Raw genomic sequence first — 16005 nt, 5'->3', positions numbered from 1 at the left:
ATCTAGTAAATGAAAAATCCCCTGCATGAGAATGCAAGAGGATTAAAAATTAATTTTTCGTTTTTATTTTTCCGCCCCATTTTTTAAAACCGCCTTGAAGATGGGAAAGCTCTTTATAGCCTTTACGGTGAAGAAGCTGTGCAGCTCTGCCACTTCTTAGCCCACTTTGACAATATAAATAGACGGGCTTGTCCGGGCGAAGCTCTTTCAATCGTGTCTTCATCTGTGATATCGGAATATTTCGCGCACCGAGAATATGACCTGCATCAAATTCATTTTGTTCACGAACATCAATTAACTGAGCTTTGCGGTATCCTTCCCGGAATTGTTCTTCAGTCAATGTTTTGACGATCCTCTTCTGATATAACCATGTAATAACTGAATAGACAATAATTGCCCCAATAATAATAAGAAGGAAATAAAGGGTATTCAATGTGTCTTTCTCCTTTCAATCTTAGCTAAACCACTTATATTATAATGGTCTTTAATGATTGGAGTAAAGGTATTCGATTAAAATTTTTCTATTTCTTCTAGGAATTTAGGTCCCCTTTATTTTCCCAATCGCTTTTGTTAGACTGAAAATTATATTCATGTTAATAATTTGTAAATGAGGTATTTTAAAATGACAAAAGAAGTTTGGCGTTATATTGATTCTGGTGCTGGATCCCCTTCCTTTAATATGGCTTTGGATGAAGCCCTTCTAGATTGGAATAGTGAGGGGAAATTTCCGCCAGTTATCCGTTTTTACGGCTGGGATCCAGCTACTCTATCAATCGGTTATTTTCAGAAAGTAGATAAAGAGATTGAAATGGCTGCTGTGAAAGAACATGGACTTGGTTTTGTGCGCAGACCAACAGGCGGCAGAGGGGTTCTTCATGAGCACGAGCTTACATATAGTGTTATTGTTTCTGAAGAGCATCCGAAAATGCCTAAGACTGTAACAGAGGCGTACCGAGTGATTTCTGAAGGGATTCTAAAGGGCTTTCATCATCTAGGAATGGAGGCTTACTTTGCTGTTCCCAAAACAGCTGAAGAGCGTGATTCATTGAAAAACCCAAGATCTGCTGTGTGCTTTGATGCGCCAAGCTGGTATGAGCTTGTTGTTGAAGGACGTAAAGTAGCTGGCAGTGCACAAACAAGACAGAAGGGAGTTATTCTCCAACACGGTTCTATTCTTTTAGATTTAGATGAGGATAAATTATTTAGCTTATTTAAATATCCAAATGATAGAGTGAAAGAGCGAATGCAGAAAGCTTTTAAAAATAAAGCAGTAGCTATTAATGAGATAAGCAGAGATGAAATTTCGATTGAACAGGCGAAGGTAGCATTTAAGAAAGGCTTTGCTGAGGGGTTGAATATTGAACTTGAACGATATGAGCTTACAACGGAAGAACTTGCGTATGTAAATAAAATTGCCATCGAGCGGTATGAACAGGATGATTGGAATTTCAGAAGATAAAAGCGGCCAACGCCGCTTTTTTTCTTTCTCCTTTTAAATGACAAATGTCATCTAAATGTTATGACAAAATCCACTAATCCTCTTTCATTGAAAATCATATGATTAGATTAGTAAAACGGGAGGTGGATGAATTGAATGCAATTGTGTTACTTGAGGATGTGACAAAAGCATTTAAAAATAAGAAAGCAGTAGATGATGTTTCTTTTTCAATCAATAAGGGAGAAGTGGTTGCCATTCTAGGTCCGAATGGTGCTGGAAAAACAACAACAATTATGATGATGTTAGGTCTCCTTAAACCGACAAGCGGGGAAATAAAATTATTTAACATGGATCCTAAAGAGAAAAGGGTGCGTGAAAGAATTGGAGCGATGCTTCAGGAAGTTAGTGTGATTGATGCACTAAAGGTGATTGAGATTATCCAATTATTTAGGAGTTACTATCCAAATCCAATGTCTGTAGAAGAGCTTATCGTATGTACCGGTTTAAGTGATGCTGATTTAAAAAAACGGGCAGAAAAACTGTCTGGTGGACAAAAACGTCGACTCGGATTTGCATTAGCATTAGCTGGTGATCCAGAGTTGGTCTTTTTAGATGAACCGACTGTGGGCATGGATATTACTGCTAGAAAGCAATTTTGGCAAACAATTAGTCACTTAAAGGAACAAGGAAAAACAATCATTTTTACGACCCATTATTTACAGGAAGCAGATGATGTTGCTGATCGAATCCTTTTATTTCATCGTGGAACAATTGTCGAGGAAGGGGCACCTAAAGAAATTAAAATGAAGCTGTCAAAACAATCTGTTTCGTTTGTTTCAGAGGAGGAACTTACGATAGCTGAATTAGCATTACTCCCTAATGCTTCAAATGTATATCAAAAGGATGGACGAATATATATTGTTACAGATAATACAGATAAAATCCTTGCAGAAGTATTTGAGAAAAAATATAAGATTAGTAGTATACAAATTGAACAAGGTCGATTGGATGAAGCATTTGAGCAATTAACGAACAATAGGGAGGCAATTTAAATGAATGCTTTTATCATGCAGTGCAAGGTTGAAATGATCCGAATCTTGCGAAATCCATATTTTGTTTTTTGGTCTCTCTTTATGCCAATTGCTTTTTATATGGTGTTTACGAAAATCTTCAATTCAGATATTCAAGATAAAGAAATGTGGCAAGCGCATTATTTAATGTCAATGACAACCTTTAGTGTGATGGGTTCAGCCATTATGACGTTAGGAATTAGGCTCGTCGAAGAAAGAACGCAAGGATGGTCAATGTTTATGAGGATTACGCCTTTATCTGATCACGCTTATTTTGCAGCAAAGATGATTGGGCAAACAGTTATTCATATATTTTCGATTATGATTATCTTTTCTGCTGGGGCGATCGTTAATGGCGTTTCTCTTTCTGCATCTGAATGGATGTTAAGTGGTCTATGGATATTAATCGGTTCTCTTCCATTTCTTGCATTAGGGACGCTCGTTGGAACAATGAAGAAGGTAGATACAGCTTCAGGTGTATCGAATGTGATTTACATGCTATTGGCGATTTCTGGTGGCATGTGGATGCCAATCGAAACGTTTCCAACATTTATACAAAAGATTGCGGCATGGTTGCCCTCTTATAATTTTGGCAATGGCGCCTGGGAAATTATTCGTGGAAATAGCCCAGAGTGGATGAATTTTATCATTTTATTCGGATATCTTGTTGTTTTCATGCTATTATCTAGCTATATTAGGAAAAAGCAGGAAGCGACGGTGTAATTGATGGCAAAAGCAAAAATAGAAATATTCCCATCAAGATTTGGCCTATTTCCCTATATGTTTCTTATCTATCTGTTTATGCCTGGTTATTATATTTTCTTACAATCAGGATGGAAGGTTTATGTTGGGTATATTTTGCTAGCTGTATTCTTGATCACATACAGGCAGCTTTATTTTATGACAAAGGCATTTACTAAATGGCTCATCCTTCAGATAGGAATTGTCTTATTTCTATCTGTCTTTATTAATATTAATATCTTATTTTTAGGTTTTTTTCCAGCGCATTTCATCGGTTATTATGAGGAGAAGAAACAATTCCTTTGGGCTTTAGTCCTTTTTGCTCTCTCTCTTTTCACACCGTTAATCATTCATTTTAACTATCTAAATCCAGGTTCGCTTCTTTATTTTCTCCCATTTATTCTTCTTATGTTATTTTCACCATTCGGCATACGTTCCATGAATAGTCGGATGGAGCTAGAAAGACAACTTGATGAAGCAAATGCAAGAATCGAAGAGCTTGTTAAGCGAGAGGAACGATTGCGTATTGCTCGAGATCTTCATGATACACTCGGCCATACCCTTTCTTTAATTACCTTAAAAAGTCAACTTGCTGGAAAGCTGCTCTTGAGGGATGTAGATCGGGCAAAGTCTGAGGTGGAGGAAATCGAAAGAACGTCCCGTACAGCATTATCACAAGTAAGAGAGCTTGTTTCAGATTTGCGCGCGATTACAATTTCAGAGGAATTGCTTTCAAGCTCTGCCATACTTGAGGCTGCTAGTATTGCTTTCCATTATCAGTATGATTTAAAGCTAGACAAGATCCCAGGATTAACTCAAAACATTCTTAGTATGTGTCTTCGTGAAGCGGTAACAAATGTTGTAAAGCATAGTCAAGCGGAAAATTGTTATATTGCCATCGTTGAAAAATCAGGAGAAATAATGATTAGTATTGCTGATGATGGAAAAGGGCTTGATAAAAAAGAGCAATCGGGTAATGGACTAAAAGGAATTGCTGAAAGATTAGAACTGATAGACGGTCATTTACAATTAATGACTGACAAAGGGGCAAAGCTAGTCATTACAGTCCCAGTAATTGTGAAAGAGAGAGAGGCTGGTGTTGTTTCTTGATAAGAATTGTCATAGCTGAGGATCAAGGGATGCTCAGAGGGGCACTAGGGTCTCTTCTTGATTTTGAAGAGGATATTGAAGTAATTGCACAAGCCAAAAATGGAGAGGAAGCATTACATTTCATTCAAATGCTTCACCCGGACGTATGTTTGATGGATATTGAGATGCCTATTAAAAGTGGGTTAGAAGTAGCAGAAGAATTAAAAACTCACCTTTCCACCTGTAAAATCATTATTTTGACAACATTTGCTCGCCCAGGATATTTTGAACGTGCATTGAAAGCTGAGGTTCACGGATATTTATTAAAAGACGGGTCTAGTGATGAACTGGCACAATCGATCCGAAATGTAATGAAAGGAAAACGTGAATTTGCACCTGAATTGATTTTCGGCAGTATGAAGGAAGATAACCCATTAACTGAACGTGAACGTGAAGTGTTAAGACTTGTTGCTGATGGAAAAACTGCAAAAGAGATTTCTTCCGCCTTATTTTTATCGACAGGAACGATTCGAAACTATATGTCAGAAATCATAGGGAAGCTCAATGTGAAAAATAGGATAGAGGCGATTAGTAAAGCAGAAGAGAAGGGATGGATATGAGAAAGCGGTGAGCCCTGATAATCGCTACAAACGAAAGAAAGAGACATCGTCATTATTGACAATGTCTCCACTACTACTATTCTTTTAAATCCTCGATTGAATCAATATCCATATATGAAGGAACAACTAATCCAATTTTTGTGCCTTCTAAATTCGCACCTAAATCTTCAAATTGGCCTTCAAACTTTGAGTAGTAATCCGCGTGTGTTAATGGCAACCAGCCAGCAATATGTGCATCAAGGCTTCCTTCAGCAACGCCTGCCCACATTGGCCCAGCTTCAACTTGTCGTAGGGTAACATCGTAACCAAGATCTGTTAATACTTGTGCAATGACATTTGTGCTTGCAATTTCAGTATCCCATGCAACATACCCGATTGTGATTTTATCACCGTCTACTTCTTCAGCGCCCTCTGTCCAAGCAGCGACCTTATCTGTATTTTCATCAACCCAGCTTCGTGCAGCTTTCTCTGGATCTTCTCCATCTGTAATTTGAACCATTACATCGTTCATGTCTTCTTCTGGCCAATTGAACTGATCAAGTACTTTGTATGCAGAAGGATGGTCTGTGCTAAGCCCGTTACGTGCAATTGAATGAATATTTTCTGCATCCCCATAAGTTCCTTTAGGATCTTCTAAATATTTCAAGTCCATTTTGGAGAATTTCCAGTGTGGGCTCCAGCCAGTGACAATAACAGGTTCTTCTTTGTCATATGCTTTCTTTAATGATGCAGTCATTGCTGCACCAGAACCTTCTACTAATGTCCATTCATCAAGTTCGTAGTCCTCTAATACATTTGCTGTTGCTTTCATAATTCCTGCACCAGGATCTATCCCAATAATTTTGTAATCTACACTTTCACCAATTGAAGCCGCGGAATTTCCGCTATCCTTATCATTGCTTGTTTCGCCTGACCCGCAGGCAGCTAATCCTAATGTCAATGCGGGTACCATTAAAATAGATAACCATTTTTTCTTCATTTTTATTTTCCCCCTTGTTTTTTAATTCCTATATTTTGGGTAATCCGGTCTAAAATAATGGCAATAACCACAATTGCAAGACCAGCCTCAAAACCTTTACCTATCTGGATCTGTGTGACAGCACGATATACATCTGCACCTAGACCGGGTGAACCGACCATGGATGCAATGACAACCATGGATAATGCGAGCATAATACTCTGATTAATCCCTGCCATTATTGTTGGCATAGCAAGCGGCAATTGAACTTTAAGTAGACGTTGGCTTGTTGTTGAACCAAATGCCTCTGTTGCCTCGATAATATCAGCAGGTACTTGCTGGATTCCTAAAATGGTCAACCTTATTGTAGGTGGGACAGCAAAAATAACAGATGCAACAACTCCTGGTACAACACCAATACTAAAGAAGAATATTGCTGGAATTAAATAGACAAATGCAGGCATTGTTTGCATAAAGTCTAATATAGGTGTAATCACTTGTTTTACTGCTGCTTTCTGAGATGCCCAAATGCCTAATGGGATTCCAATAACGATAGTAATGAAGACAGCCGTTAGAACTAATGAAACAGTCTCAAGCATTCCCTCCCAATAACCTAAGTTATCAATTAGGAACAAACCGATTAATGCAAAAAGAGCAATTCCCTTGGATGAAATCTTCCATGCTAATAAAACTATTAATAAAATAAGAATATAGGAAGGGATAAATTCCAATACAGCAAATAATCCTTCGACAATTCCTTCTAAACTGACAGTTATTACATCAAAAATGAATGCAAATGTTACGGTTAGCCAATCTACAAATGTATCAATCCAACTTGCAAGCGGGAGTTTTGGTAATAAGCCTTCCATTATTCATTTCCCCCTTTATTCGACTGATCTGCAGCGACTTCTTCTTTTGCTTTTTCCCAATCATTAATCACATCATTATTTCCAGCGAGTGCACCGATCACAGCCCCTCTAACAAGAATGCCATGGAGACGGTTATTTTCATCGACAACTGCAACTGGAATGGTTGCGACAGATACTTTATCAAAAAGATCAGTTAGCAACGTATCTCCAGTCACTGTTTGAACATTTGAATTGATAATTGTTTTTAAGTCTTGCCCATCTTCAACAGCGTTCTTTGCATCGTCAGCTGTAATAGCCCCAAGAAGAATTTGCTTTTTATCAACAACATAAATACTTGAAATTCCAAGCTTCTTCATCATTTGTAAGGCAACTCTTGGTCCTTTATCAATTTGAACCGTTTCAGCGCGCTTCATAACATGGCTTGCTGTTAAAACCTTGGATAAATCAACATCCTCTACGAATCTCTCAACATATTGATTTGAAGGATTCATTAATATTTCCTCTGGTGTGCCGATTTGGACAATTTCTCCGTCTTTCATTAAGGCAATCTTATCGCCGATGCGCAAAGCTTCATCTAAATCATGTGTAATAAATACAATTGTTTTTTCCATCGTCGATTGAAGCTCTACTAATTCATCCTGCATATCTTTACGAATTAATGGATCCAGTGCGCTAAATGCCTCATCCATTAATAAAATATCAGTATCATTCGCGAGTGCTCTCGCTAATCCAACACGCTGCTGCATTCCGCCACTCAGTTGTTTTGGGTATTGGTTTTCATACCCTTCAAGTCCTACTAGCTTCAAGGCGTTAAGTGCTAACTGCTTTCGACCTTCTTTTTCCATTCCTTGAATTTCCAATCCATACTCCGTATTTTCTAGAATGGTTCGGTGGGGTAATAAAGCGAAGTTCTGAAAAACCATACTAATTTTTTTTCTGCGAACTTCCCTTAATTCTTCTTTTTTCATCTTTGTTATATCTTTTCCATCGATCCATATTTCACCAAAAGTAGGATCAATGAGTCTATTCAATGTACGGACTAATGTTGATTTTCCACTTCCTGAAAGCCCCATAATAACGAAGATTTCACCAGAATAAACATCAAATGTTGCTTGATTGACCCCAACAGTAGAGCCAGTCTTTTTTAGAATGTCTGTTTTAGAATACCCTTCATTTAAAAGCTGTAATGCTTTCTTTGGGTTTTTTCCAAATACCTTTGATACGTTTTTAACCTTTAATTTCACTTGTTGTTCGCCCAAACTTTTCACCTCATTCGATTAAAACTTCTATTTTCTTGGATTGTTAACACCTTTTGAAGGGAAGATAAAAACTAAATACCCGATCAACTAGGACTATATAATTGTATTTCTTTTCAAAAATTTGGGCAAAGCTTGTAATCAGTCATATTCGTTCAAACAGTACGTACAGAAAAAACTGAACGTATTGTATATACGTTATCCTTACAATTCCTTTCCTTTCCTTCCAAATGCTATGACGGGTCCAACTTTACTTTCTGAAATAAAGTGGTAGTCTAATAAATGATTATTTTATTTTTTCGGGTAGTCTAAGGGATAAAGATAATTTTACATTTATGGATGTGAATTTTTAATGGATGGACAAGAACAGCTTGAGCGAGTGCGGGAGCGGGTCATCGAAACGATTGCAAAGAATATGAATTTGTATGGAATCACTGATTCGATCGGACGGTTGTATGGAATGTTATATTTTCATAATCATCCGATGACTCTCGACGAAATGAAGGAAGAGCTTGGGATGAGCAAGACAAGTATGAGCACTTCGGTTCGCAACTTAATGGATTTAAAAATGGTTGAAAAGGTGTGGAAAAAAGGAAGCAGAAAGGATTTATATCAAGCAGAGGAAGATTGGTATCAAACCTTTATTGATTTCTTCTCCATAAAATGGCGTTCTGGAATTTCCATGAATATAGTCGTTATGACAAAATCAATTGGAGAGCTTGAGAAATTAATAAGTATGGATGAAGTTGATGACGAGATTCGTTCTGCAGCCATAGTTGATATTGAAAAAATGAAAGCTGCCCTTAGCTATTATGATTGGTTGAATCGTTTAGTTGATAGCTTTGAATCAGAAGAAATATTTAAATATATTCCAAAAACTAAGGATGAATAACTAGAGAAAAGAGCACACAACGCTGTGCTTTTTTTCTTTTACTTTAAATTCCAATTAAATCTATGCAAGTCGCAAATAATATTGAAATTTATCATATTCTAATATAAATCTATTAATCTCTTTCATTTTCTCTTGATTATAGTAATTTTTAATTTTGACAAATTTAATATCACATGAATTAAACACAATATGTAGTGGTGTTGAAAATATTCACAGCACTATATATTGATTTTGTTAGACTGGTATGGTAACTTTAGGTTATTGTTTCATTCAACTAGAGTTACGAGAATAGCATGATAATTGAATATTCTTATTGAAGGAGTTGTGAAAATGTCTGTTGCATTAGGACAAAAAATGAGTTTGAACATTGAGCGCTTGAATGAGGACATCCGTCTATTCCCTCAAGTACACCCCATTTCCTCAGAAATGAAAATGACCCACAAAGGGGTTTCCCGATTAGTCATGTTGGACAGGTATACGTTCAAAGACACGGAGAAGATCACATTGACTAATGGAGATTTCGTCGTTCTTACCATCAAAGAAGATCCAAAATTCCCTGCCAGAGGGCTGGGCTATATTCTAGATATTGATTGGGAAAAGAAAGCAGCGTCTGTTCTAGTGGAAGAAGATTACCGAGGGGTTCTTGATGACCCAGAAGAAGCAAAAACTGGCATCATCAAGCGATCACTGGATGTAATTGAAAAACCACTGGAGCTTTTTTATGAGCAAATTGCTAAGCGTAATGCAACAGGCCTTGCATCCGTTGAGAAAACAGAAGAGAAAAGACAATTTTGGTTTGAGAAATTCTACCAGGAGCTTTCGAGCTTAAACTTTATCCCTGCAGGTCGTGTGTTATACGGTGCAGGCGCAGGTACAGAAGTAACATTTTTTAATTGTTATGTAATGCCTTTTGTTCAAGATTCCCGTGAAGGTATTTCTGAACACCGCAAGCAAGTCATGGAAATCATGAGTCGTGGCGGCGGAGTTGGAACAAATGGTTCAACCTTAAGACCTCGCAACACATTAGCGAAAGGCGTTAATGGAAAATCATCAGGATCTGTTTCATGGCTAGATGATATTGCGAAGTTGACGCATCTTGTGGAGCAAGGTGGATCCCGTTAAATAGCCCATCGGCGGGAGTAAAATCTCGTGAATTGCTGGAACACCCTAAAGCCTTTTAAGCTACAACAGAGCCAGTAATGGCAAATGTGAATGCTTGAAAATTAGAAGGATGCAACAATGGGCAATCAGCAGCGAAGCTTCTTTGGAAACGGAGAAGAACGTTCAACGACTATTGAAATTTCCTACGGTTTTCAAAAGTGACTAATCAGAGGAGGTTGAGCTTTTGGAAAGTAAGGAAAGAGTAAACCATAGAAAATCTTATGGGGCGCGAGACATAGAAGCATGAAAAATTTTCTTCTTTGATGATATAGTCTGAACTCATGTGAGAGCATGAGAGCTAGGCAGAAATGACCTGGCCCACTTGAATTATATTGAGTGAGTAACAATAAGCGGGGCGCACAAATGATCATGCTGTCGGATTGGCATCCTGATATTATTGAATTCATTATTTCTAAAATGCAAAACCCTAGAATTCTACGATTCTTACTTGAGACTACAAATGATGAAACCATCAAAAAATATGCAAAAGAAAAATTAAAGTTTACCCCTTTTACAGAGCAAGAAATAGCAATGTATCAAGGAATTGTAAATTATAAGCAGATTCCAGGGTATGGAGGCTTTAGTGAGAACATTATTCATGATGCAGAAGAAAAGCTAGCATCTGGAGGAAATTACTCTGTTCATCATTCTGAATTCCTTACAGGAGCAAATATCTCTGTTTGTCTAACGACAGAATTCATGAATGCGGTTGAGGATGATGCTGAATATGAGTTGAGATTCCCGGATGTTGAGAGCTATGATCAAGATGAAATGCACAACTATAACGAGGAATGGCATAAAGTTGGGGATGTCCGCGAATGGGAAAAACTCGGTCATAAAGTACGAGTATATCGAAAAATCAAAGCGAAAGAGCTTTGGAATCTTATCAATATATGTGCGACGTACTCAGCTGAACCTGGAATTTTCTTTATTGATAATGCGAATGACAAGACAAATGCGAAAGCCTATGGACAGAAGGTTGTAGCAACGAATCCGTGCGGCGAACAACCTCTCGCACCATACAGTGTCTGCAATTTAGCTGCTGTTAACTTAGCAGAAATGGCAGATAAAGAAAACAAGACAGTGAACTTTGAGAAATTAAAGCGTACAGTTGAAGTTGGTGTACGGATGCAGGATAACGTAATTGATGCAACACCATATTTCCTTGCAGAGAATAAAAAACAAGCTCTAGGTGAACGCCGTGTAGGTTTAGGTGTCATGGGGCTTCATGATTTATTAATCTATTGTGAAACAGAATACGGATCGGAAAAAGGCAATGAGCTTGTTGATAAAGTATTTGAAATGATTGCGACAACTGCTTACCGTGCATCAGTAGAACTTGCTAAAGAAAAAGGAAGCTTCCCATTTTTAACTGGGGAAACGGAAGAAGAAACGAATCGTTTAAGAAAAGCCTTTACAGAAACAGGCTTTATGCAAAAAATGCCTGAAGATATTCAACAATCGATAGTAGAAAATGGAATTCGTAACTCTCATCTATTAACGGTTGCTCCCACTGGATCCACTGGGACGATGGTTGGGGTTTCAACTGGCCTTGAACCTTACTTCTCCTTCTCCTACTACAGAAGTGGCCGTCTAGGTAAATTTATTGAAGTGAAAGCAGATATTGTTCAAGAGTATTTAGATAGAAATCCAGACGCAGATCCGAATAACTTGCCTGAATGGTTTATTGCGGCAATGGACTTAGCACCTGAAGCGCATGCGGATGTGCAATGTATCATTCAGCGCTGGATTGACAGTTCGATTAGTAAAACGGTGAATGCACCGAAAGGGTATAGTGTAGAGCAAGTAGAGAAGGTTTACGAGCGACTATACCAAGGTGGTGCAAAAGGTGGAACTGTATATGTAGATGGTTCAAGAGACTCACAGGTTCTAACCTTGAAAGCAGAAGAAAACAGCTTTGAAGAAACAAGCTATAATAAAAAAGAAAAAACGAAACAGCATGTCGTACTTGTTGATACAATCAATGACTTACGTTCTACAAACGTAACGATTGGATCAGAGGTTGGGAACACTTGTCCAGTTTGCCGTAAGGGCAGTGTGGAAGAAATTGGTGGATGTAATACATGTACCAATTGTAATGCTCAGCTAAAATGTGGATTGTAAAATAAATGCAAAGAAAGAAGATGGAGCTTGGTTCATCTTCTTTTTTTGTACTTTAAATAAAAAACTCCTTGTCCACCGTACTATTTTTCCATTTCTGTGATTAAAAATGTATCAAGTGAGTACATTGACAGGAGTGGCTTGCATGTATATTGACGGTGTTTTTTCTGGAGGAGGAATTAAAGGGTTTGCTCTAATTGGTGCCTATAGTGAGATTGAAAAAAGAGGATTTCGATTCAAACGAGTAGCAGGAACAAGTGCTGGATCAATCATTGCTGCCTTAATTGCTGCAAAATATACAAGTGAAGAAATTTATCAATTAATGGACGAACTAGATTTGGAGGTGTTTCTAGATTCTAGAAAAACATTTGTTCCATTTGCTGTGACAAAGTGGATTATGCTTTATTGGCGACTTGGATTATATAAAGGAGATGAACTCGAGAATTGGATTGAGGAGAAGCTTGCTATTAGAGGAATTAGAACATTTTCTGATCTTCCATCACAAGCATTAAGAATTGTTGCCTCTGATTTAACGAATAGCCGTCTCGTTGTCCTTCCAGATGACTTAGTGAATTATGGGATTGATCCAGGGGCATTCCCTATTGCAAAGGCAGTACGAATGAGCTGTAGTCTTCCGTATTTTTTTGAACCCGTTAAGCTTCATGTGAGGCGTGATGTAAGCATTATTGTTGATGGGGGAGTATTAAGTAATTTTCCAATGTGGTTATTTGATAAGGATAATGTGAAAAAAGCACGTCCAGTTCTAGGTGTTCAATTAAGTCAGAATATTATTGACCGGCCAAAGAACAAGATTAAAAATGCAATCCAGATGTATGAGGCATTGTTTGAGACGATGAAGAATGCACATGATGCTCGATATATTTCTAGAAAGCATGCAAAAAATATTATTTTTATCCCTGTTGAAGGATCGTTAACAACTGAATTTGAATTAACACAAGAAGGGAAGGAGACATTAGTTGAATTTGGAAAAAAGTGTACGAATCAATTTTTTTCACAATGGAGTTACTAATAAAAAAGATCGAGCCATTTAAAGAGAAGCTCGATCTTTCTTTTTGCCCTTTTTACCTTGGATAACAGTTAAATGTGTAGATGTTTTCTTTGGTTTTTTAATTGAAGTAAGGGAATGTCCAGAGCCCGCTTTACGCTGATTGCCTTTGCTAGTTTCTTTTACTTGATGTCGTTTTTTTGATCTTTTTGCAGCACGAATAAATGCCCGTTGTTCACGTTTTTTAGGGCTTGATTTATAAAAACGTTGAAAAATAAAATAGATTACCGCACCTACTAATAAAATGACAGCTATTCTCTGCAAAAAACCGGCAGGATTTGAGACTAAGCTAGTGACTACCCCCAGAATTGCAAGAAGAATAAGTCCAAGGATTATAATTGTTGAAGCCCGACTTTTCAAGAAAGCCACCTCCCTATGAGCATGATGAGCATTTTCTTTATGTTTTAAACACAATTATACATAAAGAAACTATTTTTATTTCATTAATGAAAGATGTATCTATATCTTATTCTACAAAAAAGAGAAGAAAACCTCTAGCAGGATTAGCAGGAAACTAATTTCTAATGTGATGCAAGGGAATAAAAACATCAGGACATAATAGAAAATGGAGGTGGTAAAAATGACAGAAGAAAATCAACTCGAACAAAATCAGCGTGAAAAACCAATGTCCTTTATTACCATGGTTATTTTGACAGGTTTATTTGGCGGTATATTTTGGAGTGGACTAGCGTATTTCGCATATGTATTTAACTTAACAGAAATTAGACCTACCGTCATACTTGAGCCGTGGACTATTGGCGATTGGAAAGTAGGCTGGCTTGGTACGGTAGTTAGCATTGTCTTGATTGGGGTCATATCAATCGTTGTTGCATTAATATACTATGTAGCCTTACGGAAATTTCCAAGTATTTTCGTTGGAATTGGGTACGGGATTGTATTATTTTTATTAGTTTTCTTTGTGTTAAATCCAATTTTTCCTGGTATTAGCCCTTTTAATGAATTAGAGCGAAACACGATTATTACTTCAGTATGTTTCTATATTTTATATGGTGTTTTTATCGGATATTCCATTTCCTATGAGGAAAGTGAATTGAAATATAAAGCGATGAAGGAGAGGAAGGGGCAACAGGATGTGAACAATGCATGAGCATTGTTAGGCGTTAAATCAAATAGTAGTGGAAAATTATTCATTTATGATAAAATATTCATGTTAGTCAATAATTTTCACCTGGAGTGTGAACATGAATACCTTTTTATTATTGAATGGACCAAATTTAAATGTATTAGGGGAACGTGAACCGAGTGTCTATGGAAATACAACTTTGGCACAATTGGAAGAAGAAATAGTGGCATTAGGTAAATTAAATGAGTCTGAGGTCATTACCTTTCAATCGAATCATGAGGGTGAGTTGATCGATAAGCTCCATGAAGCGAATAAATTAGGGATAGATGGAATTATATTCAATCCAGGTGCCTTTACTCATTACAGCTATGCGATAAGAGATGCAATTGCAGGGATAAAAATTCCTGTAATTGAAGTGCATATATCAAATGTACACGCCCGCGAATCCTTTCGGCATACTTCAGTAATTGCTCCAGTAGCAGCGGGTCAAATTATTGGTTTAGGTTTAATCGGATATACATTGGCTTTTCATGCATTACGAGATATGAAAAAAGGGAGAGATTAAAAAGATGGAGAAATTACAAAAGTTGCGTTCGCGTTTTGAGAAATTAGGCATTGATGGCATGCTTATCACTAGTACATATAATCGTCGTTATATGTCGAATTTCACAGGATCTGCTGGAGTTGTTCTTATTAGTGGAGAGCATGCTCAATTCATTACTGATTTTCGCTATATTGAGCAAGCGACTGCTCAATGTGAAGGCTATGAAATTGTTAAACATGAAGGATCAATCCCGGCAGAGGTTGCTGAACAGGTAAAGAAATTGGGCATTAAAAAACTTGGCTTTGAACAAGATTATTTAACATTCTCTGCATTTAAAACATATGAAAAGGCAGTTCAATCAGAATTAGTGCCTATCTCTGGCGAAATTGAAAAATTACGCTTGATAAAGACGGAGTCAGAGATTAAGATATTAAAGGTAGCAGCGGACATTGCGGATGCAGCGTTCAAGCATATGGTTGAATTTATCCGTCCTGGTTTAACTGAGATGGAAGTTTCAAATGAGCTAGAATTCTTTATGAGAAAAGCTGGTGCAATATCATCATCCTTTGATACAATCGTTGCTTCAGGCCATCGGGGTGCTTTGCCGCATGGTGTTGCTAGTGAAAAAGTGATTGAAAAAGGCGACATGGTCACGTTAGATTATGGTGCTTATTATAAAGGCTATATTTCTGATATAACTCGTACACTAGCTGTAGGGGAACCAGATGCTAAGATGAAGGAAATATATGATATTGTTTTGAATGCACAAATGCGTGGAATGGATGGCATTAAGCCAGGGATGAGTGGAAAAGAGGCAGATGCTCTAACTCGTGATTATATTACAGAACATGGGTATGGCGAATATTTTGGCCACTCAACAGGGCATGGCATTGGTCTTGAGGTTCATGAAGGGCCATCACTGGCTTCTAAATCAGAAATCATTCTTGAGCCAGGTATGGTTGTAACAGTTGAGCCGGGCATATACATACCAGGGCTTGGTGGAGTCCGAATAGAGGATGATACGTTAATCACGAATGACCATAATGAAACGCTGACACATTCAACAAAAGATTTAATCATTCTTTAAGTAGCGAAA

The 16005-nt window shown here is 37.5% G+C and carries 15 protein-coding genes and 2 pseudogenes; 12 read left to right on the top strand and 5 right to left on the bottom strand.

From position 1 onward, the window contains the following. Nucleotides 1-49 precede the first annotated feature (49 nt). Nucleotides 50-433, bottom strand: coding sequence for a rhodanese-like domain-containing protein (locus J2Z40_RS06940; RefSeq protein WP_066395889.1), 384 nt, complete (start codon nt 431-433; stop codon nt 50-52). Nucleotides 434-622: 189 nt separating this feature from the next. On the opposite strand from J2Z40_RS06940, the gene J2Z40_RS06935 reads away from it, so the two are divergent. The 5 genes from J2Z40_RS06935 (at nt 623) to J2Z40_RS06915 (ending at nt 4958) form a co-directional block, all read left to right on the top strand. Next, nucleotides 623-1459 (top strand): lipoate--protein ligase family protein, encoded by an 837-nt coding sequence (locus J2Z40_RS06935; RefSeq protein WP_066395888.1) that lies wholly within the window; start codon nt 623-625, stop codon nt 1457-1459. A 131-nt stretch (nt 1460-1590) separates the two neighbouring features. Then, nucleotides 1591-2490 carry an ABC transporter ATP-binding protein gene (locus J2Z40_RS06930; protein WP_066395885.1) on the top strand — a complete coding sequence of 300 codons (900 nt, stop codon included), beginning with the start codon at nt 1591-1593 and terminating at the stop codon, nt 2488-2490. Continuing rightward, nucleotides 2491-3231 (top strand): ABC transporter permease, encoded by a 741-nt coding sequence (locus J2Z40_RS06925; RefSeq protein ID WP_066395882.1) that lies wholly within the window; start codon nt 2491-2493, stop codon nt 3229-3231. 3 nt (nt 3232-3234) lie between these two features. Beyond that, nucleotides 3235-4359 (top strand): sensor histidine kinase, encoded by a 1125-nt coding sequence (locus J2Z40_RS06920; RefSeq protein ID WP_083954013.1) that lies wholly within the window; start codon nt 3235-3237, stop codon nt 4357-4359. Next, nucleotides 4356-4958, top strand: a complete 603-nt coding sequence (locus J2Z40_RS06915) for a response regulator transcription factor (protein WP_066395876.1) — start codon at nt 4356-4358, stop codon at nt 4956-4958. Before J2Z40_RS06920 ends, J2Z40_RS06915 begins: the two co-directional genes overlap by 4 nt. A gap of 76 nt (nt 4959-5034) precedes the next feature. On the opposite strand, the gene J2Z40_RS06910 is transcribed toward J2Z40_RS06915, so the two are convergent. The 3 genes from J2Z40_RS06910 to J2Z40_RS06900 are packed head-to-tail and all read right to left on the bottom strand — an operon-like array spanning nt 5035 to nt 8053. Beyond that, a complete protein-coding gene (locus J2Z40_RS06910) occupies nt 5035-5937 on the bottom strand; it encodes a glycine betaine ABC transporter substrate-binding protein (protein ID WP_066395873.1) in 903 nt (300 codons plus the stop codon). 2 nt (nt 5938-5939) lie between these two features. Continuing rightward, nucleotides 5940-6785 carry an ABC transporter permease gene (locus J2Z40_RS06905; protein ID WP_066395871.1) on the bottom strand — a complete coding sequence of 282 codons (846 nt, stop codon included), beginning with the start codon at nt 6783-6785 and terminating at the stop codon, nt 5940-5942. Beyond that, nucleotides 6785-8053 carry a betaine/proline/choline family ABC transporter ATP-binding protein gene (locus J2Z40_RS06900; RefSeq protein WP_066395869.1) on the bottom strand — a complete coding sequence of 423 codons (1269 nt, stop codon included), beginning with the start codon at nt 8051-8053 and terminating at the stop codon, nt 6785-6787. Before J2Z40_RS06900 ends, J2Z40_RS06905 begins: the two co-directional genes overlap by 1 nt. Nucleotides 8054-8393: 340 nt before the next feature. Between J2Z40_RS06900 and J2Z40_RS06895 the strand changes: the two genes are divergently transcribed. The 4 genes and pseudogenes from J2Z40_RS06895 (at nt 8394) to J2Z40_RS06880 (ending at nt 13245) form a co-directional block, all read left to right on the top strand. Further along, nucleotides 8394-8933, top strand: coding sequence for a GbsR/MarR family transcriptional regulator (locus J2Z40_RS06895; RefSeq protein WP_066395867.1), 540 nt, complete (start codon nt 8394-8396; stop codon nt 8931-8933). A 330-nt stretch (nt 8934-9263) separates the two neighbouring features. Next, a pseudogene (locus J2Z40_RS06890) lies at nt 9264-10052 on the top strand (ribonucleotide reductase N-terminal alpha domain-containing protein); the annotation flags it as partial. 393 nt (nt 10053-10445) lie between these two features. Beyond that, a pseudogene (locus J2Z40_RS06885) lies at nt 10446-12218 on the top strand (vitamin B12-dependent ribonucleotide reductase); the annotation flags it as partial. A gap of 142 nt (nt 12219-12360) precedes the next feature. After that, complete coding sequence (locus J2Z40_RS06880) at nt 12361-13245, top strand: patatin-like phospholipase family protein (RefSeq protein WP_066395866.1); 885 nt, start codon at nt 12361-12363, stop codon at nt 13243-13245. Between the two features lie 18 nt (nt 13246-13263). Here the strand turns inward: J2Z40_RS06880 and J2Z40_RS06875 are convergent, their stop codons facing one another. Further along, entirely contained in the window at nt 13264-13650 is a 387-nt protein-coding gene (locus J2Z40_RS06875; RefSeq protein WP_342590321.1) for an SA1362 family protein, read from the bottom strand. A gap of 211 nt (nt 13651-13861) precedes the next feature. Between J2Z40_RS06875 and J2Z40_RS06870 the strand changes: the two genes are divergently transcribed. The 3 genes from J2Z40_RS06870 (at nt 13862) to J2Z40_RS06860 (ending at nt 15996) form a co-directional block, all read left to right on the top strand. Continuing rightward, nucleotides 13862-14389 (top strand): YqhR family membrane protein, encoded by a 528-nt coding sequence (locus J2Z40_RS06870; protein WP_066395862.1) that lies wholly within the window; start codon nt 13862-13864, stop codon nt 14387-14389. Between the two features lie 94 nt (nt 14390-14483). Beyond that, nucleotides 14484-14930, top strand: a complete 447-nt coding sequence (aroQ, locus tag J2Z40_RS06865; protein ID WP_066395859.1) for a type II 3-dehydroquinate dehydratase — start codon at nt 14484-14486, stop codon at nt 14928-14930. A gap of 4 nt (nt 14931-14934) precedes the next feature. Then, nucleotides 14935-15996, top strand: a complete 1062-nt coding sequence (locus J2Z40_RS06860) for a M24 family metallopeptidase (RefSeq protein ID WP_066395857.1) — start codon at nt 14935-14937, stop codon at nt 15994-15996. Nucleotides 15997-16005: the final 9 nt, after the last annotated feature.

Source organism: Cytobacillus eiseniae (genome assembly GCF_017874625.1).
Lineage (GTDB): Bacteria > Bacillota > Bacilli > Bacillales > Cytobacillaceae > Cytobacillus > Cytobacillus eiseniae.
Note: the sequence above shows the minus strand (reverse complement) of the source record. Positions and strands in the feature narration are given on the sequence as shown.

Coding starts and splice junctions, on each gene's coding strand:
- J2Z40_RS06935 (WP_066395888.1), top strand. CDS start 623: ATGACAAAAGAAGTTTGGCGTTATATTGATTCTGGTGCTGGATCCCCT.
- J2Z40_RS06925 (WP_066395882.1), top strand. CDS start 2,491: ATGAATGCTTTTATCATGCAGTGCAAGGTTGAAATGATCCGAATCTTG.
- J2Z40_RS06920 (WP_083954013.1), top strand. CDS start 3,235: ATGGCAAAAGCAAAAATAGAAATATTCCCATCAAGATTTGGCCTATTT.
- J2Z40_RS06910 (WP_066395873.1), bottom strand. CDS start 5,937: ATGAAGAAAAAATGGTTATCTATTTTAATGGTACCCGCATTGACATTA.
- J2Z40_RS06905 (WP_066395871.1), bottom strand. CDS start 6,785: ATGGAAGGCTTATTACCAAAACTCCCGCTTGCAAGTTGGATTGATACA.
- J2Z40_RS06895 (WP_066395867.1), top strand. CDS start 8,394: ATGGATGGACAAGAACAGCTTGAGCGAGTGCGGGAGCGGGTCATCGAA.
- J2Z40_RS06880 (WP_066395866.1), top strand. CDS start 12,361: ATGTATATTGACGGTGTTTTTTCTGGAGGAGGAATTAAAGGGTTTGCT.
- J2Z40_RS06870 (WP_066395862.1), top strand. CDS start 13,862: ATGACAGAAGAAAATCAACTCGAACAAAATCAGCGTGAAAAACCAATG.
- aroQ (WP_066395859.1), top strand. CDS start 14,484: ATGAATACCTTTTTATTATTGAATGGACCAAATTTAAATGTATTAGGG.
- J2Z40_RS06860 (WP_066395857.1), top strand. CDS start 14,935: ATGGAGAAATTACAAAAGTTGCGTTCGCGTTTTGAGAAATTAGGCATT.